The organism is Pedobacter sp. KBW06 (assembly GCF_003852525.1).
Taxonomy (GTDB): Bacteria; Bacteroidota; Bacteroidia; order Sphingobacteriales; family Sphingobacteriaceae; genus Pedobacter.
In genome coordinates this window covers 100686-125770 of sequence record NZ_QAJL01000003.1, presented here as the reverse complement: position 1 = coordinate 125770, position 25085 = coordinate 100686, and the positions used below count along the sequence as shown (strand labels likewise).

Genomic DNA, 25085 nt, shown 5'->3' with positions numbered 1-25085 from the left:
AAAGGTTATGAACCACATCAATCATATCACCAATAAACTGGTCATCGTTTTACTGTCCGGTTTTATTTTATGCAATGTCTCCTGTAAAAAGAACTTTGCAGAAACGAATACCAATCCAAGTGTAGTTACCAAACCGGATATCAATGCGCTGTTCAGCTATTCTGTAGAAAACCTGGAAAGTTACCAGGGTACAGAATGGGTTTGGGAAAATCTCGAGCAATTGCTGCGCTATACCCAGCACCTGACCACTGATCCCTATGAATTATCTACCAATATAAACAGCCGCTACCGGACCTATTACAATGGCATTCTGCCGAACCTTTTTGCAATCAGAAATGAGGTAGCCACGAAAGGGGACAAAGAACGTTATAAAAACATCAACGCGGTTACGTATATCGTCCAGATTTTACACGGCTTGAAAGTGACGGATATGAATGGCTCGATCCCTTATCTTCAGGCGATACAAGGCCGGACGGACAACAACTTTAAACCTGTGTACGATAACCAGAAAACATTGTACGATACCTGGCTCAAGGAACTCGATGCTGCATTGGCTGATTTAAAAGCAGGAGGGAGCGATCAGGTAAATTTTGGTTCTGCAGACTTCTTCTACAAGAATAACTGGTCCAGCTGGGCAAAACTGGCGAATACACTGAAGCTCCGGATTGCCGTGCGTTACGAGAAACAGGATGTAGAAATCAGCAAAAGGATTTTTAAAGAGGTGATGACAGATGCAGCAGGGCCAATTGATAATGATGACCTGGCACAATTTGTTTACGATAAACCGGAGCACAATCCTATCGGGAATGACATCGATTACAGAAGTCCGAGATTTGGGACATCCTCGATTGTCAATTTTCTGAAAGCAAACAATGATCCCCGCCTGAAAATTTATTTCAGTCCGAATGAACTGCTGGGCAACTTTAAGGATGTGCTCATTGCGAACGGCAAAACCCTTCCTTCTTTTATCAATTTAAATGATCCTTTGATCATGTATCAGGGAGGTCCCGCCGACTGGACTACGGATCCTGCGGTAGCCACCTATTATAAGAACCCTTTTCCGGTAAACGCATCGGTTTCTTATAAACTGATGAGCACCATCAATAAGAAGTTTTTTGCACCACGCTATGGCAGCAATACCACCGGAAAGCTGCTGGATTATATGGTTACTTATGCGGAAACCTGTTTTTATATCGCAGAATTTATTCAAAAGGGCTATGGTGCCGGGTTTGACACGAAAGGGACTGCCGAAGACTGGTATAAGAAAGGGGTCACTTCTTCCATAAAAACGATGAATAAGATCGCGGTCAATGCCGTTTCTACGACCGGATTTGAAGGTAGCGGAGATGCCGAAATAGCGGCTTATCTGAACCAGCCGGGCATTAAATTTAACGGAAGTAACGACCTGGAAAGAATTTACATTCAGGAATACCTTAATTTTTACCGCTTGGCAAATGAAGCTTTTACTTTTTGCAGAAGAACGGGTTATCCAAAAAATAATTCGGCCTACTACGCAAGAAATACCTGGAACGAGCCCATTCCAAGAAGGTATGCCCTGGATGAACCACCAGTGGGTACCAACAATGAGAACTGGCTTAAAGCACAGCAAGAACAGGGATTTACACCAGGAAACAAGGAATTACAGGTCCTGAGCAGCCAGCGTTTATGGTTTGATAAAAACAGTCCGAATTTCGGTGCCGGAAATTAACGGGGGATTTACGCAAGCTGAAGAACTGACCTCTTGAATAAATCAGGATGATAAAGGCAATGGTCAGTATTGCCTTTATTAAAATGTAATGTAATTGATCAAACCAATGTAAGCAGGGACGCTGTCAATGATGAAACCCAAAAGCTTCGCTAAAATAATAAAAACGGACATTCCTAACAGGTAGCAAAGCAGTACTTTTAGATAGCTTTTTACTTTCTTTTGATCGAAAAACCGTCCGATTGCCCATACGCAATAGAGGACGCTTGTTAGGTCCGAAATGGCCTTCACTTTTAATTTGGTCAATCCTTCGAAAACTGCAAAAACAGAAGATACCAGCATTCCCATCCCCATCACAAAACACAGGAGGATTAGTATTTCGAAAAAATTATAGCCGCTCTTTCCGAAAAACAGTTTTAGCCAAAAGGCGATAAACAGGCCCATGATGATATTTGCATAACCATAATGATTTTGAATCCAGTGGGAAATGTAAGCTGTTGCGCCTTTTTGTGTGTACTGATGGCCAACGTATCCTTCTTCAATATGAAAGAAATGATCGATCATGCTGTATATTAAAGAGCAGACGATGATAAATATAATTGGCTTTACCAACCGGCTTCTGTTCGCTGTAATGAATTCTTTTATGCTTTGCCCGGGTCTGATGAGTAGCTCTTTTACGGTATATAAGATGCCCTTTTCAAAATGTAGGATGTGCTGAATTTCGTGCAGGATATAATGTTTGTCAACTCTTTTAGTCTTTAGCGGCTGACCGCAATTGCAGCAAAAATTACCATCGACAGGCTTTTTGCAGTTTAGGCAATTCGTTGTGGTCATGACCAGATCAGGGTTCATCATCATACAAGGATTGGTTTTTGCAAAAGTCAAAACAAAAATATTCTCAAAGACTACACTTTAGTGTAAATTTACTTCCTGATCATCCTGGCAAATGAAGAACAACATCAATTCAAGCCTGCTTACTAAGAATAACGTAGGGAAAATTTCAGACGAAGACCGCCTTCTTCAGAAGGACTATTTAGAAGCCGTAAAATCTTTTGCGCGGTTAACGTACGAAAGCGTATATGTGATTGATTATGAGAAGATGGCTTTTGAGTACGTTTCAGAAAATCCATTGTTTTTAGGTGGATATTCTGCTCAGACCGTATTGAAACTGGGTTATGAGTTCTATTTCAGGAATGTACTTCAAGAGGATTTGGAATTGTTGAGTCTGATCAATAATGCAGGATTTGACTTTTTCGAAAAGTTGCCGGCAGAAGAGAAAAAGCAGTATAGCATCACCTATGATTTCCATTTGGTGCGTAAAGATGGGATTCCTGTGCTGATCAATCATAAACTTACCCCCTTGTTTCTGACCAGCGAGGGAAAGATGTGGAAGGCGATGTGTGTCGTTTCTATTTCGCATCATAAAAATGCGGGCAATATTCGTATCTATAAACAGGGCACTAATGAAATTTGGGAGCTGGATCTGACAAGCCATATCTGGCGCAAGTCGGAGAAACCAAGACTCACAAAAAGGGAGACGGAAATATTGCTGTTGTATGCACAAGGGCTGACGATCAAAGAGGTTGCGGATAAAATATTTGTCGCTCCTGATACGGTTAAATACTACAGAAGGCGAATCTTTGAGCGTCTGGGGGTAGACAATATTGTCGAAGCACTCTCTTATGCGGTGAACAGCAAAATTATCTGATTTGAAAGGAAAGCAAAACCCCTGCTAACCGTTGATTGCAGGGGCCGCTGAGGGGAATTGATTGTATTATAAGTTTAAGGGTTTGATGTCACCTTTGGCGGTAATAATATAGTATCTGTTGTTCTTAACAATGGTGTTTTTTGGCAATTGGTCTTCTTTCAGTTTGATGTTAACCCTAAGTTCGTAAAAGAGCTGGATGGTTGGTTCAACCACATCGGCATTGAAGATAAACTGATGCTCGTTTGGCACTACGCTGTTATAATATTGAGTGGTGTTTTTTGCAAGATCGTTTACTTCATCTTTCTGGCCCGGGTTGATACTTGCTTTAGCATAGGCCTGGTAATTTCTATAATTTTCCATCGGATAGGAGGTACTGAATCCTTCCTGCAGCGTTTTCTCTTTTTTGTTCAGGTCTGTATTCATCATCAGCGAATAACTGCCCAGTTGCACTTTAAGCTGTTCCAATGCTCTTTTCTGCATTTGCGTTCTAATCAGGTCGTAATTACTGCTGATGTAATTTACCTTTACGAGGTCGTAAATTTCATATTTACTACAAATTGCGAGGATCAGGTCTAAATCACTGTTGTTGTTATATTTCACGATGATGTTCTTTCTCAATTCGAATCCGCTGGGTGTTTCGTTGTACGTTTTCGGATTAAAAATCTTTTTTTCTACGGTATAGCCATAGGTTGGTACAAAAGAAATCATGTCAATGGCTATACTGATCTGTTGATTTATCGTCTTCAGTTCATTTGTCACGTTTTTAATTCTTTCCTGGATTAAACCGGTTGCCTCTTCGGCGGTTTTGCCCAATTGTAAAACACTAAATGTGGCAATTTGCGAAGTAGCCTTCTCGTTGTAAATGCCTTTAATGGTAATGGTCATTTCTTCAGGATTGCTGGTTGTGGTTTGAATGGCGCTGATCCGTTTGCTTTTGTAATCGTTGCTGCCATAGTTGGCATTGCCACTGTGTTGTGCCAGTGCACAATTGAAAAATGCGGTAACCAATGTTGTGGTTGTTAACATGAATGTTCTCATTGCTGTATGTTTAATTTTCTGAGGCAATATTACATTTGCGTTTAAACATAGCTTTAGCAAACTAACTGGCAGTTTACTGTAAATATTTTAAGTAAATTTACAGTGCTTTTACAGCACATTTGCTGTGGTTTATAGCTGCATTCCCCTAATTTTGACGCTATCGATATATGACCGAACTAGATACTTTTAAGCGATTGAAAGAAATGGTGCTTTTGAAATACCAGGAACACTATCCTTTTTTTCGGGGAACCTGGAGTAGCTTTAGTTCGCAGGATATCCAAAATCTGATTGGCTTAATTGAACAGGAATGCAAGCAATCTATCAGTGAGAAATGGATTTACACCCATTTGAAACCTGATGTAAATGAGAAAATTCCCAGGAAAGGGATGTTAGATATCCTTGCCATATTTGTAGGTCTTTCCAGCTGGGATGAGCTCTTGTTTCGGGATAAGCAGCCTGAGGAAGAAATACCTCCAGCTAAAGTTAATTTTAAGATGATCTGCGGAATCGCTTTGCTGGTCATTATGGTACTTGCTGCTGTTTGGTACCTGAAATTTTATGAGAAAGCAGCTTCCGGACAACAAACGATCGAGCTGAAAAATGAATTTACCAATAAAAAGGTGAAGAGCGATGAAGTAAAGGTTTTTAAAGTTCAGGGTACGGCGAAGCAGGTTTTAACTGTAAAAGATGGCAGGGTTCATGTCGACAATTCCTCTGGTAAAAATTACAACATAGAAATTACCAGTCCCTTTTATAAAAAGAAGGTCATCAGTTTTGCAGCCGCGAAAGTTAAAGATACAGTTCCGGCAACAGTGGATTTAAAGCCAGATGACTATGCAATGATGCTGAAGGCATTTATGCTGTCGGACATCAAAGACTGGGAAACCCGAAAAGCACAGCTCAACAAAATCCTTTCAGATGATCTGGAGGTACTCATCATGCTGAGAGATGATTTGGGTGCTGAATATTTTAACAAAAAAGAGTTTTCCCGGAAACTGATCGTACCAACAGCCAGCTTGAAACAAATGAAAATAATCGAAATTAAGCGCAGGGATACGGGAGAGATTTATTTTATAAGAATTAAACAATAATAAGGTGAACAAAATAATTCTATTGATCATATTGTTGTCTGGGGGCTTATTTGCTACAGCGCAACAGGCGCATACGACGAAAAACACCAGGGGATTAAAAGCTAATTTTTCTGCCCCGGTATTGGCAGCTTATCAGGAAAATGCAAAAACTAAAATCGAAGATTTCTATCAATACCTGCAGCTGCTATCGGATGTTTCCGTTTCAAAAGAGCTGAAAAATGAGATCAGCGCAAACGTGTTTTCCTTGTTTAAAAATAAAGAGGTTTTAATGCAGGACATCGTCTCAAATGGCAAAAATAGCCTGTCACTAGCATTGTTTGTGCTTGAAATAGCAAATACCCCTTCTTTAAAGTTTGAACTGGGAGAAATTACCAGTCAGCAGGTAGGGCCGGACAGCTGGCAAACCACGTATACCGTTGCGGTTTTAAATGATGGTAAAAGGAAAACGTTAAATTTGGCGCAAAGGGTGTACCTGACCAAAGATGTTAAAACATTTGGAGGGAACTCAAAAGAGGTCTGGCAGACATTTTTGGGAGAAATAGAGTGATGTAAAGATGACCTGCTTTAATGACCAATCCTTCTGACATAAAAAAAGGAATATGAATGGCATTCCCCATCGTCTGAATTGTAACAATGCAATTAATTCTGAGGTCAATACTATTGGTCCGTTAGGGCGCAGGTGAATTTTATCATTTGAGAAAGACCGATACTAAAATAATTATGGATATTTTTGTCAGGAAATACAATTCCATTTTGAAGACAGATCTTTTCCTTGTTACGCCTCCTTTTACCCAACTGAATACCCCGTATCCTGCAACTGCCTATATCAAAGGTTTTTTGAACACCAAAGATATTTCTTCAACGCAGGCTGATTTGGGTATTGAGGTCATTCTGGCCTTGTTTTGCAGGAAGGGCCTGGAAAATCTGTTCAGCCATGCTGAAGGATTAAGTCCTCAGCAAAGGAGTTTAAATGCGAAGCGGATTCTTGCTTTAAAAAACGAATACATCAAAACTATTGATGCCGTTATCGCCTTTTTGCAAGGCAAAAACCCAACTCTGGCTTTGCAGATCTGTCAGGAGGACTTTTTGCCGGAAGCATCGCGGTTTGCGGAATTGGAAGAGCTGGATTGGGCATTTGGTGTCATGGGGACGCAGGATAAGGCCAAACACCTGGCCACTTTATACCTGGAGGACATTTCGGACTTTATTATCGAATGTATAGATCCGAATTTTGGCTTTAGCCGTTATGCCGAAAGGTTAGGCAGGAGTGCAAACTCTTTTGATGAGCTTTATGAAGCTTTAAACCAGGAATATACCTATATGGATAAGATCCTGGTTGAAATTTTAGAAGCGAAAATTGCGGTTGTTCAGCCAAAGTTGTTCCTGATTTCGGTTCCCTTTCCGGGGAATTTGTATGCCGCTTTCCGATGCGCGCAATATGTAAAAAAAACGTATCCTGGGATTAAGACCTCCATGGGTGGCGGTTTTCCAAATACAGAACTACGTTCTCTTTCCGATAAAAGGGTCTTTGAATTTTTCGATTACATCTCTCTGGATGATGGGGAATTACCTGTGGAACTGATCTATAACTCGATCGTAAAAGCCGGAGAATTTAACCTGTATAAAAGAACTTTTTTACTGGAAAACGGAGAGGTTGCTTATAAAAATGACACTTTAAGAAGCGATTATAAGCAGGTTGATGTAGGAACGCCGGATTATAGCGATTTGAAACTGGAACAATACATTTCAGTCATAGAAATTGTAAACCCAATGCACCGGATGTGGAGCGATGGGCGCTGGAATAAGCTGACCATGGCGCATGGTTGTTACTGGGGGAAATGCACCTTTTGTGATATTTCTTTGGACTATATCAGAGTATATGAACCTGTTGCCGCTAAACTGATTGTAGACCGGATTGAAGACCTAAGTGAAAAAACGGGTCAGAATGGTTTTCATTTTGTGGACGAGGCAGCACCACCAGCTCTGATGCGGGAAGTGGCCCTGGAAATTTTAAGAAGAAAAATTTCTGTCACCTGGTGGACAAATATCCGGTTTGAGAAAAGCTTTACCAGAGATTTATGCCTGCTGCTTAAAGCATCGGGTTGTATTGCCGTTTCCGGCGGCTTAGAAGTAGCGTCAGATCGCCTGTTAAAGCTAATCGATAAAGGCGTAACCGTTGAACAGGTTGCCCAGGTTACCCGGAACTTTACCGAAGCAGGGGTCCTGGTTCATGCCTATCTGATGTACGGCTATCCGACACAGACCATTCAGGAGACGGTAGACAGCCTGGAAATGGTACGGCAATTGTTTGAAGCAGGGGTGCTTCAATCTGGCTTCTGGCACCAGTTTGCGATGACCGCACACAGTCCGGTTGGCATGTATCCGGAAAAATTCGGGGTGGTCAAAGAAACCGAAGCCATTGGGACCTTTGCCAATAACGACATCAATTACATTGATAAAACAGGAATAGATCACAATAAATTTAGTTTTGGCCTGAAGAAATCGCTTTTCAATTTTATGCATGGCATTTGCTTCGATTATAAACTGCAGGACTGGTTTGATTTTAAGATTCCAAAGACCACGATTGCTCCTGATTTTATTGAAAAAGCAATCAGGGAAGAAAGTAAATTCAATACTAAACCAACGGCTAAAGTGGTTTGGCTGGGAGGGAAGCCGGAAGCAGAAAGTTTTACCAAGTACAAAAAGAACAAGCCTCTGGAAATGACGATTTTAACTTTTCATGATAAAAAGGAAAGCTTCGACATTCAGACCAATAAAAATGAAGGGGAATGGCTCAGTTCCATTTTAGAGAAAATAGCGGTTTCCAACCCCCAGGTGTACACCTTCCAGGATATTAAAGCTGATTTTGAAAGCAGCATGGAACATTTTGAATTGTTTTGGTATTCAGAACCAATTTATAATTTAAGAGATTTCGGCTTATTGGTTCTGTAAATATACAAACATGAAAATCCATCAGAAAATGATTAAAAAGCTCGGCTATACCCTTATTTTTCTTTGCCTGGGAACTTCTCTTTTTGCGCAGCTGCCGGAGGAAATTAAATGGGATCATTTGCTGAAAACCTATCATAGGGACAGCACTGAAATGGTCTTGTCTTTAAATGGCAAACTCTTGCAGGGACAATATAAAGTTCCTTTTGACGAAGGTGGTTTTGCTTTATACACCATTCAAAAAGGATGGATCACGGGTGAAGCTTTCTGGTACTCCCCGGGAGGAAGAATGGAATGTAAACTTCATTATAAAAATGGAGTACGCAACGGTTTAAAAGAAAATTACGACAGTGAGAATAAGGTTTGGTTGCGTCAGGAATATAAAGACGGCAGGCAAGAGGGCTTAAGCGAGATGTATAAAGGGGAAAAGATCCTAAATAAATCGGTCTATAAAGCAGGTAAAAAACATGGCCTGTCTTTAACTTATTCCGGGGATCAGCTAAGTACCGAGGCTTATTATGAAAATGATTTACGAAATGGTCCTTATCGTGTTTTTAATAATGGTAAAATCATAACAGAGAACAATTACAAGGACGATTTGCAAAACGGCTTGTCAACTTCTTACGCTTTGGGCAGAAAGAGTATGGATGCAACCTATGAAAACGGGAAAAGACATGGCGTTTCGCACATGTATAAACCCGATGGAAGTATTCTCTTCGAAAGCTATTACCTCCTGGGAGAAAAGGTAACAAAGGCCGCTTTTGAGGAGTATCAGCAAGGCCACAAAAAATAGTGGGGCTCCTCTACGGTGTTAACAAGGTGATACCGGTTAAATCTGCTTTTCCAGTTCTCAAAAATTCGTAGGTGATCCGGTCTGCCTGACAGTCAATAAATTTTATCCTTTTAAACCTGTTGTTTTTAAAGAAAGTATTGGTCAGCGTTGTATGCTGGAACTTTACCCAGTTAAAGACGCAGTTTTCAAAATAACAATCTTCCAACAGGCCTTCAAAGACGATGTCGTCAATTTGCACATCAATGAAAGAACTTCGGTTCCAAACTGCATTGGCTACTGTGTTTTGCTGAAAGGCACTGGACTTAAAACCCGCACCGCTGAAATCAGCACCGGAGAAATCACAGCTTTTAATATGGCTTTTTAAAAATTCTGCCTCTTTCAGAGAACTGTCCTTAAAGAGGCTGTTGCCCAGGTGAGAACTTTGAATATCGCTGCTGCTAATATCAGAACCGGAAAAGTCACAGCTTCTGACATGGCTTCTTAAAAACCTGGCTTGTTTCAGGGAACTGCCCTTAAATAGATTGTTGTCCAGGCTGGAAGTCTGGATGTTGCTGCCACTGATGTCGGAATTGGAGAAGTCACAGCTATCCAGGTTGTTGCTTTTAAGCAAAAGTCCTGATAAATCTGAACCGGTAAACTTGCAGCGCTGCATATTGGAAGAACTGAATTTCTCATTCAGATTTTTCAAGCCGGAAAAATCGGCATCCACCCAGTTTCCATAAGACATATTCCAGGCAGGTTTTTTTTCCTGCTTAACGGATTTCAGTTCATCGGATTGTTCAAGTAGAGGTTCGGTGGCGCTCAGTTCAAGGGACTCAGACTGTAAACTGTCCGAAAAATAGTTAAGGTCGACATTTAGAATTTCTGCGAGACGGTTAAAAGTGGTGATGTCTGGCATGGATTCTCCACGTTCCCACTTTCCAACTGCCTGCGGACTGATGAACAGGCGTTGGCCAAGCTGTGCCTGGGAGATATTTATTTTCTTTCTAGCATCGGCAATTCTATTGCCAATCATTTTAGTGTTTAACATCATCGGGTCTCCTTATTGCTTATTTCGACAGGACAAAGATATCCGGATAGATTTCCAGAATCAAAAAAACGAAGAAACTTATGGTTGTATTCACGCTACTTATAGTTGTTATGGGCAACGATCAGTAGCGTGGTTCCCTAAATATGCCTATCTTTCGGTATGCAACATCAAGAATTTGAACCTCCTGAAGCACTGCGGGATGTGATAAAGTGTTTTTGGTACAACATAAGGGAGTCCGGAGAACAGGAATCAAGTTTTGAAGTGATCCCCGATGGTTCTGCTGAAATTATTTTTCATTTCGGAGGTAACTGCAGCATTTCCGAAAATGGAGATTTGCAGCCATTGCCCTCGCCTTTTATGATGGGTTTGCTCAATCAGCCTGCTGTTTTTTACTCGAAAAACCGTTTAGAAATCATTGGGGTCAGGTGCTTCCCCTGGACGGTATTCGATTTGCTCGGACTGCCTTCCGGTAAGGACGGGCTGCGGATATTTGAACATCCCATCACCCAGCTTCAACCGGATTTGAGTAAGTTGATGCTTGCGGGGAGGGTAGAGGAAGCGCTGGATCAGGTAAAACAATATTTTCTGGACGCACGGTCGCGGGTGCCTATTGACAGCATGCTCTTCAAAGCGGGGCTTGCGATAAACGAAGCAAAGGGCAGCATACCGGTAAGCCAGGTAGCTGCGGCGGCTCATGCAACGGTCCGTACACTGGAAAGAAACTTCAAGCAATCTTCCGGTTATACAGTTAAAGATGTGTCTGGTCTGATGCGTTTTGAACAGGTACGCAACCGTTTATGGTTTTCTCCGGATTCCAATCTTGCCGGTTTGGCACATGAGCTGGGCTATACAGATCAATCCCACCTCAGCAGGGAATTTAAACGTTATAGTGGCAGCAGCCCTGCTGCATTCGCCCGGAAAGCAAAGAAAGGGAAGGAGCTGCCGGGCAGCAATTTTGTCGCATTTATACAAGCCTAGCCTAAGACTAATCCTGAGTTTTGTGTTTCAATTATTCTATATGAAAACAATACTTAAAGATCCTTTCATCTACGATGTCATCATTTCCGGTGCCGGACCAGTAGGTCTTTTTCTGGCCTGTGAGCTCGCCCTGGCCAAATGTTCGGTGCTGATACTGGAAAAGGCAGAGCATCCTAAATCGCCATTGAAGCAGGTCCCTTTTGGGATCCGGGGGCTTTCGGCACCTACTGTTGAAGCACTTTACCGCCGTGATTTGCTAGATGAGCTGAAGCTACACAAACAGATTAAAACCCCACATACCAGTTCCACTGTACCGGGACAACCATCAGAACCGCAACGTCTGGGCGGACATTTCGCCGGGATTCCGTTCAGCTTTGACAATGTCGATGTTTCACAGTGGAAATACCGCCTTACGAGCGCCACAGCGCCGAGTTTAATTTCTGAAATGGAAGAAATTGAAACCATGCTGACCAGCCGCGCAGAATCCCTGGGTGTATCGATCAAATACGGCTTTGCCATTACTGATTTTGAGCAGCAGGAGGATGGGGTAACCGTTCATTCGGCCGGGCAATATTTCCAGAGTAAATGGCTCGCAGGCTGTGATGGAAGCCGCAGCGTTGTTCGCAAGGCAGGTGGTTTTGAATTTGCCGGTACCGAACCGGAATTTACAGGTTATTCTACTCAGCTTGTTATCGCCGATCCGGAGAAGCTCAGCCCTGGTAGAAATGTGACGCCGGCAGGTATGTACATGTTATCCCGGCCGGATTATCTGATCATGCAGGATTTCGATGCCGGGGTATTTCATCATTCCCGGAAGCCCATCACACTTGAACATGTTCAGGACGTGTTGCGCCGCATCTCGGGCACCGACGTCAGGGTTACCTCGCTTTCTATCGCAACTACCTGGACTGACCGGGCAAGGCAGGCCACAAGCTACCGTAATAAACGGGTCTTTTTAGCAGGCGATGCAGCACATATTCATGCACCACTGGGAGGCCAGGGACTTAACCTTGGGCTGGGTGATGCGATGAACCTGGGCTGGAAACTCGCCGCCGTTATCAAAAATAACGCAGCGGAAAGCTTACTGGATAGTTATGAAGCAGAACGTCACCCAATTGGTGTAAAGGTACTGGATTGGTCCCGCGCGCAGGTGGCCATCATGAAGCCGGACCCGGCTGCCCTTTCATTGTATGCAATTTTTCGTGAACTGATCAATACCCGGGATGGTGCTACCTATTTCGCATCAAGGGTCTGGGGTATTTCCATGCAATATAACCTCCCTGGAGGGCACCCCCTGATTGGCCATAGTGTACCCAACTTTGAGTTGGAAGAGGGGATGACGATTGGAGCGCTCATGCACGACGGGCAGGGGATACTGCTTGATTTCGATGGAAATGCATCACTAAGCGCTGTCGCGGGCAATTATGGCGATCAGATAAAATATGTTTCGGGCCGGGCTAAGGACCAGTTGGGCTTAAGCGCCCTGCTGATACGCCCCGATGGAATTGTTGCCTGGGCTTCCGATCAGAAAGCAGATGATCAGGAAGTTCAAAAGGCCGCGGACAGCTGGTTTGTGCCAACGGAATCCTCATCATTGTAAAACTATTTTAAAAAAAATACGATTTCATCTACCACCAGAGTTCCTTTTTTGACACCTATATAAACAGACCATTAACAATAGTCTCATCAGGATGTTAAAAGAGGAATTTATTAGGGAAACATTACAGCGATATCATGCCGGAAACTGTAGTCCGGAAGAACGACAGATCATTGAAGATTGGTATCAGGAACGATTAAATCAGTCGGACTGGGATTTTATGCCCGCTGAGGAGCCCATAATTGGAGCAAAGATCAAAAACAACATTTACAGGAAGCTGCAGCTTGCCGACCCCGGCACTCAGTCTAAGGGCATTAACCACCGCTGGTTTTTAATCGCAGGTGCGGCGGCCATTTTAGTCTGTGCAGTTACCGCCGCATTTTATTTTAAGCCCTTGCAATCCGGAGATCGTTTGGCGAATAAACCGGAACTGGCTAAAGGTTTAACAAAAGTGCAGCGCCATGCCACCCTGACTTTAGCGAACGGAGAAATTCTGCTGTTGAACGGGGCCACAGGTACTCAGCCATTAAGGCAGGGCGATGCCGAAGTCAAACAAACGGAAAAAGGAAGACTAAGCTACCATGGTTTAAACGATGGCAAGGCAAGTCCTGTCTACAATACCCTGACCACACCAAGAGGAACAACTTATGAATTGCAACTGCCCGATGGGACTAAAATATGGCTCAATGCAGCCTCCTCCATCACTTATCCCACTGCTTTTTCTGGTCCCAGTCGTACGGTTTCAGTAACAGGGGAGGTGTATTTTGAAGTGATGCCCAACGCCGCGAAGCCTTTCCTTGTCAAAACAGCGGCAGCGACGGTAGAGGTTTTGGGAACACATTTTAACGTCAATGCCTATCAGGACGAGCCTGCTATGAAAACAACCTTGCTGGAAGGGAAGGTAAAGGTAACTCAAAACCAGAAAAGCCAGGTGCTGGCACCCGGAGAGCAGGCCAGTGTCTATCCTGAAGGGACAATCACCTTGCTTAAAGACGTAAATGAAGCACAGGTGATGGGCTGGAAAAAGGGAGTTTTTGTACTGGACAAAGTTGATGTCTATACGCTCATGAGGCAGGTGGCACGCTGGTATGATCTTGAAGTGATTTATAAAGGAAAAATTACAGCCCATTATTGGGGTGTGGTATCTCAGGAAATCCCCCCTCAGCAATTGTTTCAGATGCTGGAAAGTACCGGTGCAGCACATTTTAAGCTGGACGGAAATAAAGTCATCGTCTCCCAATAATCAACAACAATAACCAAGGTTTCGTCTTAAATGAAAAACCGCTCCGGGGTCTAGACCGAAGCGGAAATAGGTTTAGGCGAACCAAATTTTACAATCCAATTCAACTGTTTATTTATTAACCTAAACCAAAACAAAGTTATGCAATTCAAATCGATGCTGTTCAGGAAATCTATTTTTCGAACAGCGGTATTTATTTTATTATGCAGCTTCAGTGCTACCTCCGCTGGATTTGCCCAGGTCACGCTGGCCCTGAAAAATACACCGCTGACCAAGGTGTTCAAAGAAATCCAGAAACAAAGCGGCTATGAGTTTCTGGCAAATTATGAAATGCTGGAAAAAGCGGGCAATGTGACTGTAAATGTAAACAAGGTCTCCGCGAAAGAAGCCGTGGAAATCAGTATAAAAGGAAAAGGCCTGGGATACGAGCTAAAACACAAGGTTTTTGTAATTACACCTTTGACTGCCCCGGTCAAGGTCAATACAGCCCCGGCCCAGCTTAGCGTTGAGGGAAAGGTCGTGGATGAAAAATCTGAGCCTTTGCCTGGTGCTACAGTTGTGCTGACCGATCTCAAAAGATCCGTTTCTGCCAATGAAAATGGAAAGTTTGTGCTTCAGGACGTGCAGGCAGGTTATCGCCTGCAAGTGTCCTGCATTGGTTATGAAACCAAAACGCTGACGATTCAGGATTCCAAACCTTTGCTGATCGTGTTACAGGAATCAACGCAAAAACTAAAAGAGGTGGTATTGGTGGGGTATGGACAACAGAAAAAAATCAACCTCACGGGAGCAATTTCTACGGTAACAGAGAAGGAATTGAATGAGAACCATTCCAGCGCCGCAGTTTCAGATATGCTGGCAGGCCGGATTTCAGGTTTATATGTTCAAAAAAGCAGCGGAGCCCCTGGCGCAGGGTCAGACCTGAAAATCCGCGGCCTTAGTACTTTTAACAATTCCAGTCCGCTGGTAGTGGTAGACGGGATCCCGGGCAGAAACATTGACGACCTGAATCCTGCAGATATTCAGGCGGTATCTGTGTTAAAGGATGCAGCAGCGATCGCCGTTTATGGTGCCAGGGCATCAAATGGCGTGATCCTCGTGACGACCAGAAAAGGGGTGTCAGGTAAACCAGAGATTACTTTTGCAAGTAACCTGATTAACCAGGTGCCAACACAGGTTTACAAAAGGGTAAATTCTTATGAATATGCAATGATTCAGAACGAGGCCCTGCAAAATGAAGGTGCCTACAATCCAGCGCTGGGAATGGGCTATACACCTGAACAGCTGCAGTTATTTAAGAATGGCAGCGATCCGGACAGGTACCCCAATACCGATTGGTTTAAAACTTTGACAAAAGCTTCCGTACTGCAAGCCAACTATAACCTCTCGGCTTCAGGCGGAAATGACGATACCCGCTATTTTGTTTCTGTAGGTTACGTTAACAATGCCGGCATCGTGCCTATTGAAGCCTATAAACGCTGGAATTTAAGGAGTAACCTGACGGCCACAATTACGCCCGGATTGAAACTGGACCTGAACCTCGCCGGTATCTTCGTTAAACAAGACGGGCAGGACCTGTATGGCGGCAGTTACATCATGAAACAGATCTATGGGACACCATCGATCCGTGTCAATCAGTTTAGCAATGGGCTATATGCGCAGGTTCCGGAACAAAGGGGGAATGCTTATTTGCAATCTATCGGAAAAGGTGGTTTTAATACGGTTTCAAATAATACTTTTAACTCAACGCTGTCTTTGCAGTACGAACTGCCGGGGATCAAAGGTCTTTTTGCGAAAGGAACTGCAGCTTATGATAAAGGGTATAGCTTTGGCAAAAGCTTCAGCCTGCCTTATGATGTTTATATCATTAATGCAGCAGGTAATTATACCAAAGCTGCTTCCAGTCCGACTAGTCCGTCACTTAGCGAGAGCTTTGGCCAGCCGCAAAGCCTGACATTGGAGGGATCATTGCGTTATGAGCAGGAATATGGTGCGCACCATGTTTCCGGATTGCTTTTGTACACACAAACAGAGTCTACACAAAATAATTTCAGTACACAGCGCAGGGAATTTGTTTCCGGTACTTTGCCGGAGCTGAACCTTGGTGACCCTACACAGACTTCCAATTCAGGAACGGGATCCCAGTCGGCGCGACAAGGATTGGTAGGCCGCTTTACTTACGATTACAATTCCCGGTACCTGCTGGAAATGAACTTCCGTTATGATGGTTCCGATATTTTTCCTCCGGGACACCGCTTTGGTTTCTTTCCTTCATTTTCGGGAGGATGGGTATTGTCTCAGGAACCTTTTTATAAAGAACTCATCAAGGGACTGGACTTTATTAAAATCCGTGGTTCATGGGGGCAATTGGGGAATGACCGGGTAGCGCCTTATCAGTTCTTATCAACCTATAATCTTGTGGGTGCTCCCTATTATGGAGGAGGCTATACCTTTGGCGGTGCAAATCCTGTGTTTTATAAGTCCCTGCAAACCGGTGTCCTGCCAAATCCATCATTTACCTGGGAACGTGCAGTGATGACCAATGTTGGACTGGAAGCCCATTATAAAGGTAAACTGCTGACATTGGAATTCGATTATTTCCGGAAACGTACCAAAGATATTTTAGCTGCTCCGGCACTTCAGGTCCCATCCGTGATTGGTTTAGGATTACCGGATTACAACAATGGAATTGTAGATAACAGTGGTGTTGAGATTACCTTGGGACATCAGAATGCCATTGGTAACTTTACTTATTATGTTCAGGGGAATGTGAGTTTTAACCACAATAAAATTGTTTCTTTTCCGGAATCTATGAGTACGCCGGCCTGGCAGAAAATAACCGGGACATCTGTAGCGAGCTATTCCAGCGTTGATCCTCTGGTTGGCAGATTAGGGTATAGGAGCAATGGGCTTTATCAGAACGCAGCGGGCCTGAGTGCAGGTCCAACCCCTTTATATCATACCGTTGCTCCGGGAGATATCAGTTATATGGATGTGGACAAGGACGGCAGCATCAGTCCGAATGACCGGGTAGTGCTGGGAGAACATTTTTTTCCGGGAACACAATACGGGATTCGCCTGGGCGGAACCTATAAAGGTTTAGAGTTAAATGTGTTAATGCAGGGTTCTGCGAATGTGGAAGCGTATAATTCAACGGTAAACTCCCGTGTAGGATTAAGCGGCAGCAGGCAGTTGTTAGACCACTGGACTCCTGAAAATCCCAATGCAGGTTTCCCAAGGTTGTGGTCCAATTACCAGAACAATGCAGAAGTCTCTGATTATTGGATTGTTAACGCTTCTTATTTAAGACTGAAAAATATTGAGCTCGCCTACAGTTTTCCAAAAGCAATGTTACAAAAGATCGGCGTAAAAGGTTTAAAGGTTTCTGTTTCCGGGAATAACCTGCTGACATTTACAAATTTCAAATTGTTTGACCCTGAAGCTGCGGGACAAATCACAGACCCTTTGATGAAATCTTATTCCGCAGGAATCTCCCTGCAATTGTAAAACATAAAAGTTTAGCTGATATCAAATCGACAAACCATGACAAAATATAATACTTTAACCATAATCCTCTTGTCTTTAGCCCTGTTTTTTATGGGTAGCTGTAAAAAGGATTTTTTAAATAAAGGGCCACTGGATCAATACAGCGATGAAAATGTATGGAAAGACCCGGCGTTGATTAACCGTTTTGTAGCGGATATCTATTCGAACCTCATCACGACCTATGATTACGTAGGGAGTTATAATTCCATCAACCAGGGAATGTTACCGGCAGATATCACCGATGAAGGCAAATCGAACTATTCGGGAAGCAATGCAGACCTGATCAATCAGGGACAGTACAACGCTTCCAGCAATTTGTTCAGCTCTTTTTGGTCTTTGTCAAGTGCGGGCGGGTTTCATCAGAATGGTGCCTATGAGAACATCCGGAAATGCAATACTTTTTTTGCGCATTTGCCGGATATGCCAATTGATGAAGCGATCAAAAAGCAGCTCAGCGCTGAAGTGAGGTTCTTAAGGGCTTACAATTACCAGTTGTTGTATACGATATTCGGCCGCTTTCCCATTATCGATAAGGTGTTATCGGTCACAGACGACCTGAACATTCCGAGAGGAACGGATGAAGCCTGCCGGACATTTATTTTAAATGATCTGGATGCCGCTGCTGCAGCTTTGCCTGTGAGCTATAGTAATAAGGACCTGGGCCGCATCACAAAAGGCGCTGCGCTTGGAATGAAATGTCGCCTGCTGTTAAATGCCAAAGATTATCAGGGCGCTGCGGCTGCCGCAAAAGCGGTGATGGAACTAAATGCTTACCGTTTGTTTCCTGATTATGCCGGAATATTTTTTCCTGAAAATGACGACAATGAGGAGGTGATTTTTAATAAAGAATACGGCAGCAGCCAGAGTGGGCAAACCCATACTCTGGACCTGTATTTGAATTCTTCCTTCTTCACTGGTTTTTATAGTCCGGAGGATGTACCGACACAGAATATGGTAGATCAGTACCTGATGAAGGATGGCTTGCCCTGGGAACAATCTCCGATGTTTGATGCGGCGAAACCTTACGACAACAGGGATCCGCGTTTGCAGGCCAGCATTATTTACGATGGTACAAGCTGGCGGGGAGAAGTGATTGACATGCAGCTGGGTTCTGATTTTAATCCCGCCACAACCATTCCATCGGTTACAGGTTATATGTTTCGTAAATTCCTCAATCCAAAGTATGTGTTTTTTGGAAATAACCTGAATTACCAGAACTGCGTAGTATTGCGTCTGGCAGAGATTTACCTCAACTACGCAGAGTGCCAGCTTAAAATGGGAAATCCGGAAGAAGCCAGGAAATACATCAATCTCTTAAGAAACAGGGTGAAAATGCCGGAAATACAGCCTGGTCAGCTGACATGGGAGAGCTATGTCCGTGAACGGACGGTAGAACTTGCTTTTGAGGGAGAACGCAGGGCGGATATTCGTCGTTGGGATCTGGGGGCTACCTTGCTGGGTGGAACGATCTATGGAATGGGAATCGAAACTGTAAATGGTAAACGTCAGTATACCAGGCAGGTGGTAGAGCAAAGGGTGTTCGATCCGAAGATGTATTATTTTCCGATCCCGCTTTCGGAGCTGCAGAAATATCCTGCAGGGAAAGTGCTGGAACAAAATCCAGGCTGGTAATCCCTAAAAACAGGAACGCTGAACAGGTGGATTCCTAAGCTGCTGATGCGCATCGTCACCCTGAAATAAGTTCGGGAGGACGGGCGCATCCTTTTCAGAGCTGCGCTTTTAGTATTAGGTTGTTCTTGTTTTTTGTTAGTTTTATAAAATATTAATAGGTGAGGGTAAACAATTCATATACTGATAAAGAATTATGTGAATTGCTGAAATGTAACGATGAGTCTGCATTTTCGGCGATATATGATCGTTATTGGGCTAAGGTTTACCGCAATGCAATGCGGATTCTGGGTTGCGAAAGTGATGCAGAAGATGTAGTACAGGAGTTGTTCGAGTCGATCTGGAAACGAAGGGCAACGATGGAAATTCAGGGCGCATTACCAAATTACCTTTTTTCGGCAGCCAGGTATATGGCCATCCGTCTGATTGAGAAAAACCTGGAAAAATCAGGTCATCAGGAATCACTGTCTGAAGCCTTTTCCGGCATTGAAATGCCGGTGGTAGAATCAGAAATGGATACCAAAATGCTACAGGCCAATATAGATCATATTGTAGACAGCCTTCCTTACAAAATGAAAGAGATATTTATTTTGAGCCGTGCGGAACAATTGTCTCACAGAGACATTGCCGAGCGGCTTAATATATCGGAGCAAACAGTAAAAAAACAAGTGTACAATGCGCTGAAACACATCAGGCAGCATTTGGGACCAGCTCCGTTTATTGTTGTACTGACACTGATCTATGCCAGCTCCGAAGTGGGAGTGCTCCTGTAATTACCCCGAATTGTCCATACTTATCCCTGATTGGTCTATCGTTTTTTTTAGCCGTTAAGCCGTACCTTGCAGGTGCTTAATATTTAAATGAAAGAGAAGTCCCCGATTCCGGTTTACCATTTGCACGAGCGCACTGAGCGGAACTTCCAGCTGCTGGTCCTTGATCGTTATCCGGACATTTCGCATTGGAACCAGGCACACCGCGATGACAATTACCTGCTGATGTTTCAGCAATCCGGGGAGAGCACCGTCATTGTGGATTTTCAGGAAATCACCATTTCGGATTGCGCCATCCATTGTATTCTTCCGGGACAGGTACATTACGGTGTCTCTACGCTCCATACTACTGCCTGGGTATTGGCATTGGATCCGACCTGCATCAAAGATGATTTTCGTACCGTGCTGGCCGATTTCGCTATGATGAATAAGCCGGTGCCGCTGCCGGCATCAAAAGGCGAATTGTTCAGGCAGAGCTTTTCATTGCTCCACCGGTTAAATGAACAGACAGGGGAGGACCGGGAAGAGGATACCCTGATGTCCATGCTCGAGGTATGCATTTGCCTGTTTGTGGCTGCCTGTCGGGGCAACAAGCGCCAGATGAGCTCCTCAGCCCTCCGCCCGCAACTGATCACAAGGCAGTTCAGGACACTGCTGCTGCTCAGTTTCCGGGAGATGAAAAGTCCCTCGGAATATGCCGCTGCACTCCATATCTCCGCATCCTACCTCAATGAGGTGGTTAAAGACAGTACAGGTTATCCGGTTAGTTACTGGATCCATCAGGAAATCATTCTCGAAGCTAAACGGATGCTTTTTTATACCAATAGTACGGTTAAAGAGATCTCTCATCTGTTGGGATATACAGACACACCTTATTTTATCCGTCTTTTCAGCAAGATCGCAGGAATCCCTCCGCTTCAGTTCCGAAGCAATTCCCGTAAATAGTCCAGACATTCCTCCGAATGGTTCATTGATTCGCATTGTCCTGCTTCTAACCTTTGTCTTATTCAAAAACAAGACAGAAAATGGAAGAAAAAGCACCCAAAAACAATAGAATGAAATTGCTCATTGGCGCAGTGGTTGTGCTGGCTGTTCTGGCATATGCGGTCAGCGCCTACCTCAATGGCCGCAGCTATGAAACGACCGATAATGCACAGCTCGACGGCGACCTGCTGCCGGTCAGGGCCGGGATAAGCGGTTATGTCTCATCGATCCGTTTCCAAGACAATCAGGAGATCAGGCGCGGGGATACACTGATCGTATTTGATACAGCAGAACGGAAAGCTGAAGTAGAAAGGATCAGTGCTGAGCTGGAAAATGCCAAACTGAATGTTGGTGTTTCCAGGGGCATGGCAGAGGCCAGTTTGCAAAGCGCCAATGCCGCGGTCTTTGAGTCTGAATCAGGTCAGCAGGTGATTCAGTCTGCGCGCTCAAGCTATGATCAGGCACTGGCCGACCTCAGCCGGGCCAAACAGTTACTGGAGATCAGGGCAATGACACAGAATGCTTATGAGCAGCTGCAAACCTCAGCCGACATTGCAAAGGCAACTTACCTCAAAGCAAAAGCACAGATGCGTTCCTCAACCAGCAACTCTTCGGGATTAAAGACAAGGGCGCTCACCGAAGGTAAACAGGTGGTACTGGCGGGAAATGTGATCCTGCAGAAACAAGCGGAACTGGACGCAGCCAAAGCGCAGCTGAAACATGCCTTTATCATTGCCCCGTTTGATGGCATTGTGACCAGACGTATCGTGCAGACGGGGCAATACGTTAGCGCAGGGCAGGCCCTTTGTGCAGTGATCAATCACCACGAGCTTTGGGTCACTGCAAATTTCAAAGAAACGCAGATGAATAAGATCAAGCCAGGGCAGAAGGTAGATATCGCTATTGATGCTTTCCAGGACATCAGGCTGACCGGTACGATTGATTCTTATGGCGGCGCAACCGGGGCCCGTTTTGCATTGGTTCCACCCGACAATTCTACCGGTAACTTCATCAAGATCGCACAGCGGTTCCCGGTAAGGATCAAACTGGACAACCGCTCCGGAAAGGACCAGCTTTATCCCGGTCTGAGTGCATTCGTGAAGGTAAAACTGAATTAATATGGCAGCAGAAATACAATATCCAACCGGGGCCGCCAAATGGATCCTCGTGCTGACCTGTGTGTCCTGTGCAGTAATGGAGCTGATTGACAGTACGATTGTCAACGTTTCACTGAGGGAGATCAGTGGCAATATCGGCGCCACAGTAACAGAGATCGGATGGGTTTCCACCTCCTATGGGATCGGCAATGTGATCATTATTCCGCTGTCAGGTATGCTGGCCAATTTGTTTGGCAGACGATTGTACTTTACCTGTTCGGTGGTTGTTTTCACCGTAACCTCACTTTTTTGTGGTCTGTCAGACAGCTTATGGGTACTGGTACTTTGGCGTTTTATACAGGGGATGGCCGGTGGTGGTTTGTTGTCTACAGCGATGTCCATTGTGCTGGGTGCATTTCCTCCGGAACAGGCAAAGACCGGCTTTTTAATCTTCGCACTTGGGGTAATGTTAGGGCCGATCTTCGGACCGGTACTGGGCGGGTTTATCACGGATTCACTTTCCTGGCACTGGATCTTTTTCGTTAATGTTCCGCTTGGAGCGGTCGCTGGGATCTTATCCTGGAAGTATGTGACCGACCTGCCGGATGCATTGAAGCCGGCTAAGATCGACTGGGCAGGGATTGCGTTCATCGCGATGGCCCTGGGTTCGCTACAGTATGTACTGGAGGAGGGGTCAATCCATGATTGGTTTGACAGTGCAGAAATCCGCATTTTTTTCTGCATCTCCTTAGTCTCTTTTGTTGCCTTTGTCTGGCGCGAGCTGAGCACAGCTCATCCGGCTGTAGACCTCCGTCTGTACAGGAACTTCAACCTGGTGCTGGGTAATCTCATCGGTTTGATGTACGGCATCATGGCCAACGGCACATTGTTTATTTTCCCTTTGCTCGCACAGGTGAGCCTGGGCTGGACTGCTACACAGACCGGCGCATTTCTGATCTCCGGTGGATTGGTAGGTGCAGTAGCTATGATCGTGATCAAAAAGGCATTTCCTGCAACAAGCCCGAAAGTTTTAATGGTCATTGGCCTGGTCCTGGTCATCATCTCGCTCATCCCCATGGGGCTCATCTCGCCGGACGCGTCCAAAGATCAGTTCTTCTGGCCGTTTATCATCCGCAATATCGGCGTTTCCTTTGTCGCACCGAATATGATCAACATTGCGGTAGGCACTTTGCGGGGCAGAGACCTTGCTCAGGCCACAGGTCTTTCCACCATGACCAGACAGTTAGGGGGCGCAATTGGTGTGGCGATCATCAGCATTTATACCACTAATAATATGGCTTTTGTGCGAAATAACCTCGTGGGCCATATTTCTGAATACAGCACTGCAACGCAGGAAAGGTCAGCGCTGTTGACGCAAACGTTCAACAGCTCAGGCTATGCAACGGATGAGGCGGCCAGAGCGGCCGCACAGCTGCTGGATCACAGTGTGATCAGTCAGCAAACCTTACTCAGTTACAGCCATGGCTTCATCACTTTTGCCTTCCTTTTCGCCCTGTGCATCCCGGTCATCCTGCTGATTAAAACGCCCAAAGGCAAGTCCGAAGCAGTTACCGATGCACATTAAATTAAATCATCATATGAAAAAAATAATTCCCCTCATATCCATCCTCATGATGGCTGCGCTGAGCCATGCTCAAACAATTAGCAATACACTTAAATTATCGCGCAGCGAAGCAATCCAGGTCGGTTTGAAAAACAGGTTTGACCTTAAAGCCAATCAATACCATGTCAGTATCGCCGAAAGCCGGATCAGGCAGGCAAGGAATAACTGGTTTCCGGAGCTGAGCGGTGAAGGCCGGATAAAATACAGTCCCCAGCTTCAGAATTCGGTGATACCCGGAGGTGTGCTTCCCGGCTTCGAACAAGGGGGGCTGTTGCCCCTGACGGTAAAAAACGAAAGCGTGTTTAGTTTGAACCTTAGTCAGCCTGTTTTTAATGCCAACCTGATCAACGACAGTAAATTGGCGAAGAACCAGCTGGCACAGCAACGGGAAAAGAACCGGGCAGCAGAGATAGACATCATGCTCGACATCAGCCGTGCGTATCTGGATGCGGGTTTACGTAGACTTCAGAAAAGAGTTGCCGCCGACATTGCGCAGCGGAACAGGGAATATGAAAAGATTGCCGAAGGGATGTTCAGGAATGGATCGCTGATTGAGAACCAGTACCTGCGGACGAAACTGGATCGTGAAAACGCAGATCAGTTGCAGAAACAGGCGGAGCAGAATTATGAACTCAGCCTGATGCATTTGTGTTATCAGTTAAACCTGCCGGACAATACAAGCCTGCAATTGACGGATTCTCTTGGTCTTGCAACGCAAGATCAGCTTTATGAGCAGATGGCCGGTGAGCGTACGGAATTGCGACAGCTGGAACTCCTGCAGCAGGAAAATAAGCTGAACCTGAAGAAATCCCGGCAAACTGCGTTACCATCCGTTTTTCTGGGGGCCAATTATTCCAGGCAATTTCTGTCCGCCGACTTTAATTACGGAAAGGGAAGGTGGTGGAGTCCCTTCAGTTACCTGACGCTTAACCTCCATGTTCCGATCTCAACACATTTCAAAAACAAAGCGGTGCTTGCCGAATACCAGCAAAAGATCAGTCAGAACGAATTGCTGCAGCAGCAAAAGAAAGCAGACATCAATTACGAGGTGCAGCAAGCACGTGCCACACTGGCCAATGCGGTTTTAAACCTGAAAAACGCTGCGGACAGCTATGGGTTGTCCAAAACGATCTTCCGGAACCAGCAGCAGCAGTTCCGTCTTGGTGCCTTTGATTACAGCAACTTGCTGGATACGGAGAAGAGTGTCAGTACGACCGAGCGCAACTATATCCAAAGCGCTTATGAACTGATCCTCGCACAAATTCAGTTGCAAAAAGCCACCAATCATTTTAACACTAATCCATAA

At 44.7% G+C, this 25085-nt stretch carries 19 protein-coding genes; 16 read left to right on the top strand and 3 right to left on the bottom strand.

Annotated elements, in window-relative coordinates:
* Positions 1 to 7: 7 nt before the first annotated feature.
* Positions 8 to 1708 (top strand): SusD/RagB family nutrient-binding outer membrane lipoprotein, encoded by a 1701-nt coding sequence (locus DBR43_RS15295; protein ID WP_124582303.1) that lies wholly within the window; start codon positions 8 to 10, stop codon positions 1706 to 1708.
* A 78-nt stretch (positions 1709 to 1786) separates the two neighbouring features.
* On the opposite strand, the gene DBR43_RS15290 is transcribed toward DBR43_RS15295, so the two are convergent.
* Positions 1787 to 2563, bottom strand: a complete 777-nt coding sequence (locus DBR43_RS15290; protein ID WP_233602987.1) for a DUF3667 domain-containing protein — start codon at positions 2561 to 2563, stop codon at positions 1787 to 1789.
* An 88-nt stretch (positions 2564 to 2651) separates the two neighbouring features.
* On the opposite strand from DBR43_RS15290, the gene DBR43_RS15285 reads away from it, so the two are divergent.
* Positions 2652 to 3413 carry a response regulator transcription factor gene (locus DBR43_RS15285; protein ID WP_124582301.1) on the top strand — a complete coding sequence of 254 codons (762 nt, stop codon included), beginning with the start codon at positions 2652 to 2654 and terminating at the stop codon, positions 3411 to 3413.
* A gap of 66 nt (positions 3414 to 3479) precedes the next feature.
* On the opposite strand, the gene DBR43_RS15280 is transcribed toward DBR43_RS15285, so the two are convergent.
* On the bottom strand, positions 3480 to 4451 hold the full coding sequence (locus DBR43_RS15280; protein ID WP_124582299.1) for an SIMPL domain-containing protein: 972 nt from the start codon (positions 4449 to 4451) through the stop codon (positions 3480 to 3482).
* 167 nt (positions 4452 to 4618) lie between these two features.
* On the opposite strand from DBR43_RS15280, the gene DBR43_RS15275 reads away from it, so the two are divergent.
* The 4 genes from DBR43_RS15275 (at position 4619) to DBR43_RS15260 (ending at position 9284) form a co-directional block, all read left to right on the top strand.
* Entirely contained in the window at positions 4619 to 5542 is a 924-nt protein-coding gene (locus DBR43_RS15275; RefSeq protein ID WP_124582297.1) for a hypothetical protein, read from the top strand.
* A gap of 4 nt (positions 5543 to 5546) precedes the next feature.
* Positions 5547 to 6089, top strand: coding sequence for a hypothetical protein (locus DBR43_RS15270; RefSeq protein WP_124582295.1), 543 nt, complete (start codon positions 5547 to 5549; stop codon positions 6087 to 6089).
* A gap of 173 nt (positions 6090 to 6262) precedes the next feature.
* Positions 6263 to 8494, top strand: coding sequence for a B12-binding domain-containing radical SAM protein (locus tag DBR43_RS15265; protein ID WP_199757062.1), 2232 nt, complete (start codon positions 6263 to 6265; stop codon positions 8492 to 8494).
* Between the two features lie 10 nt (positions 8495 to 8504).
* Positions 8505 to 9284, top strand: coding sequence for a toxin-antitoxin system YwqK family antitoxin (locus DBR43_RS15260; protein ID WP_233602986.1), 780 nt, complete (start codon positions 8505 to 8507; stop codon positions 9282 to 9284).
* A gap of 10 nt (positions 9285 to 9294) precedes the next feature.
* Here DBR43_RS15260 and DBR43_RS15255 read toward each other — a convergent pair whose 3' ends face one another.
* Entirely contained in the window at positions 9295 to 10299 is a 1005-nt protein-coding gene (locus tag DBR43_RS15255) for a pentapeptide repeat-containing protein (RefSeq protein WP_233602985.1), read from the bottom strand.
* A gap of 174 nt (positions 10300 to 10473) precedes the next feature.
* Here DBR43_RS15255 and DBR43_RS15250 point away from each other — a divergent pair, with 174 nt between their 5' ends.
* The 10 genes from DBR43_RS15250 to DBR43_RS15205 all read left to right on the top strand — a co-directional run bounded on the left by DBR43_RS15250 (position 10474) and on the right by DBR43_RS15205 (position 25085).
* The gene (locus DBR43_RS15250) at positions 10474 to 11292 is read left to right on the top strand and encodes a helix-turn-helix domain-containing protein (protein ID WP_124582293.1); all 819 of its coding nucleotides are present in this window, start codon (positions 10474 to 10476) and stop codon (positions 11290 to 11292) included.
* Positions 11293 to 11332: 40 nt separating this feature from the next.
* Positions 11333 to 12892, top strand: a complete 1560-nt coding sequence (locus DBR43_RS15245; RefSeq protein WP_124582291.1) for an FAD-dependent monooxygenase — start codon at positions 11333 to 11335, stop codon at positions 12890 to 12892.
* Between the two features lie 91 nt (positions 12893 to 12983).
* Entirely contained in the window at positions 12984 to 14132 is a 1149-nt protein-coding gene (locus DBR43_RS15240; protein ID WP_124582289.1) for a FecR family protein, read from the top strand.
* Positions 14133 to 14270: 138 nt separating this feature from the next.
* Positions 14271 to 17636, top strand: a complete 3366-nt coding sequence (locus DBR43_RS15235) for a SusC/RagA family TonB-linked outer membrane protein (RefSeq protein WP_124582287.1) — start codon at positions 14271 to 14273, stop codon at positions 17634 to 17636.
* Between the two features lie 36 nt (positions 17637 to 17672).
* Complete coding sequence (locus tag DBR43_RS15230) at positions 17673 to 19307, top strand: RagB/SusD family nutrient uptake outer membrane protein (RefSeq protein ID WP_124582285.1); 1635 nt, start codon at positions 17673 to 17675, stop codon at positions 19305 to 19307.
* Positions 19308 to 19465: 158 nt separating this feature from the next.
* Positions 19466 to 20077: an RNA polymerase sigma factor gene (locus tag DBR43_RS15225; protein WP_124582283.1), complete on the top strand. Its 612-nt coding sequence runs from the start codon at positions 19466 to 19468 to the stop codon at positions 20075 to 20077.
* Between the two features lie 87 nt (positions 20078 to 20164).
* Positions 20165 to 21019 (top strand): helix-turn-helix domain-containing protein, encoded by an 855-nt coding sequence (locus DBR43_RS15220; RefSeq protein ID WP_124582281.1) that lies wholly within the window; start codon positions 20165 to 20167, stop codon positions 21017 to 21019.
* An 80-nt stretch (positions 21020 to 21099) separates the two neighbouring features.
* The gene (locus DBR43_RS15215; protein WP_124582279.1) at positions 21100 to 22176 is read left to right on the top strand and encodes an HlyD family secretion protein; all 1077 of its coding nucleotides are present in this window, start codon (positions 21100 to 21102) and stop codon (positions 22174 to 22176) included.
* A gap of 1 nt (position 22177) precedes the next feature.
* The gene (locus DBR43_RS15210) at positions 22178 to 23740 is read left to right on the top strand and encodes a DHA2 family efflux MFS transporter permease subunit (RefSeq protein ID WP_124582278.1); all 1563 of its coding nucleotides are present in this window, start codon (positions 22178 to 22180) and stop codon (positions 23738 to 23740) included.
* A 13-nt stretch (positions 23741 to 23753) separates the two neighbouring features.
* A complete protein-coding gene (locus DBR43_RS15205) occupies positions 23754 to 25085 on the top strand; it encodes a TolC family protein (RefSeq protein ID WP_158622503.1) in 1332 nt (443 codons plus the stop codon).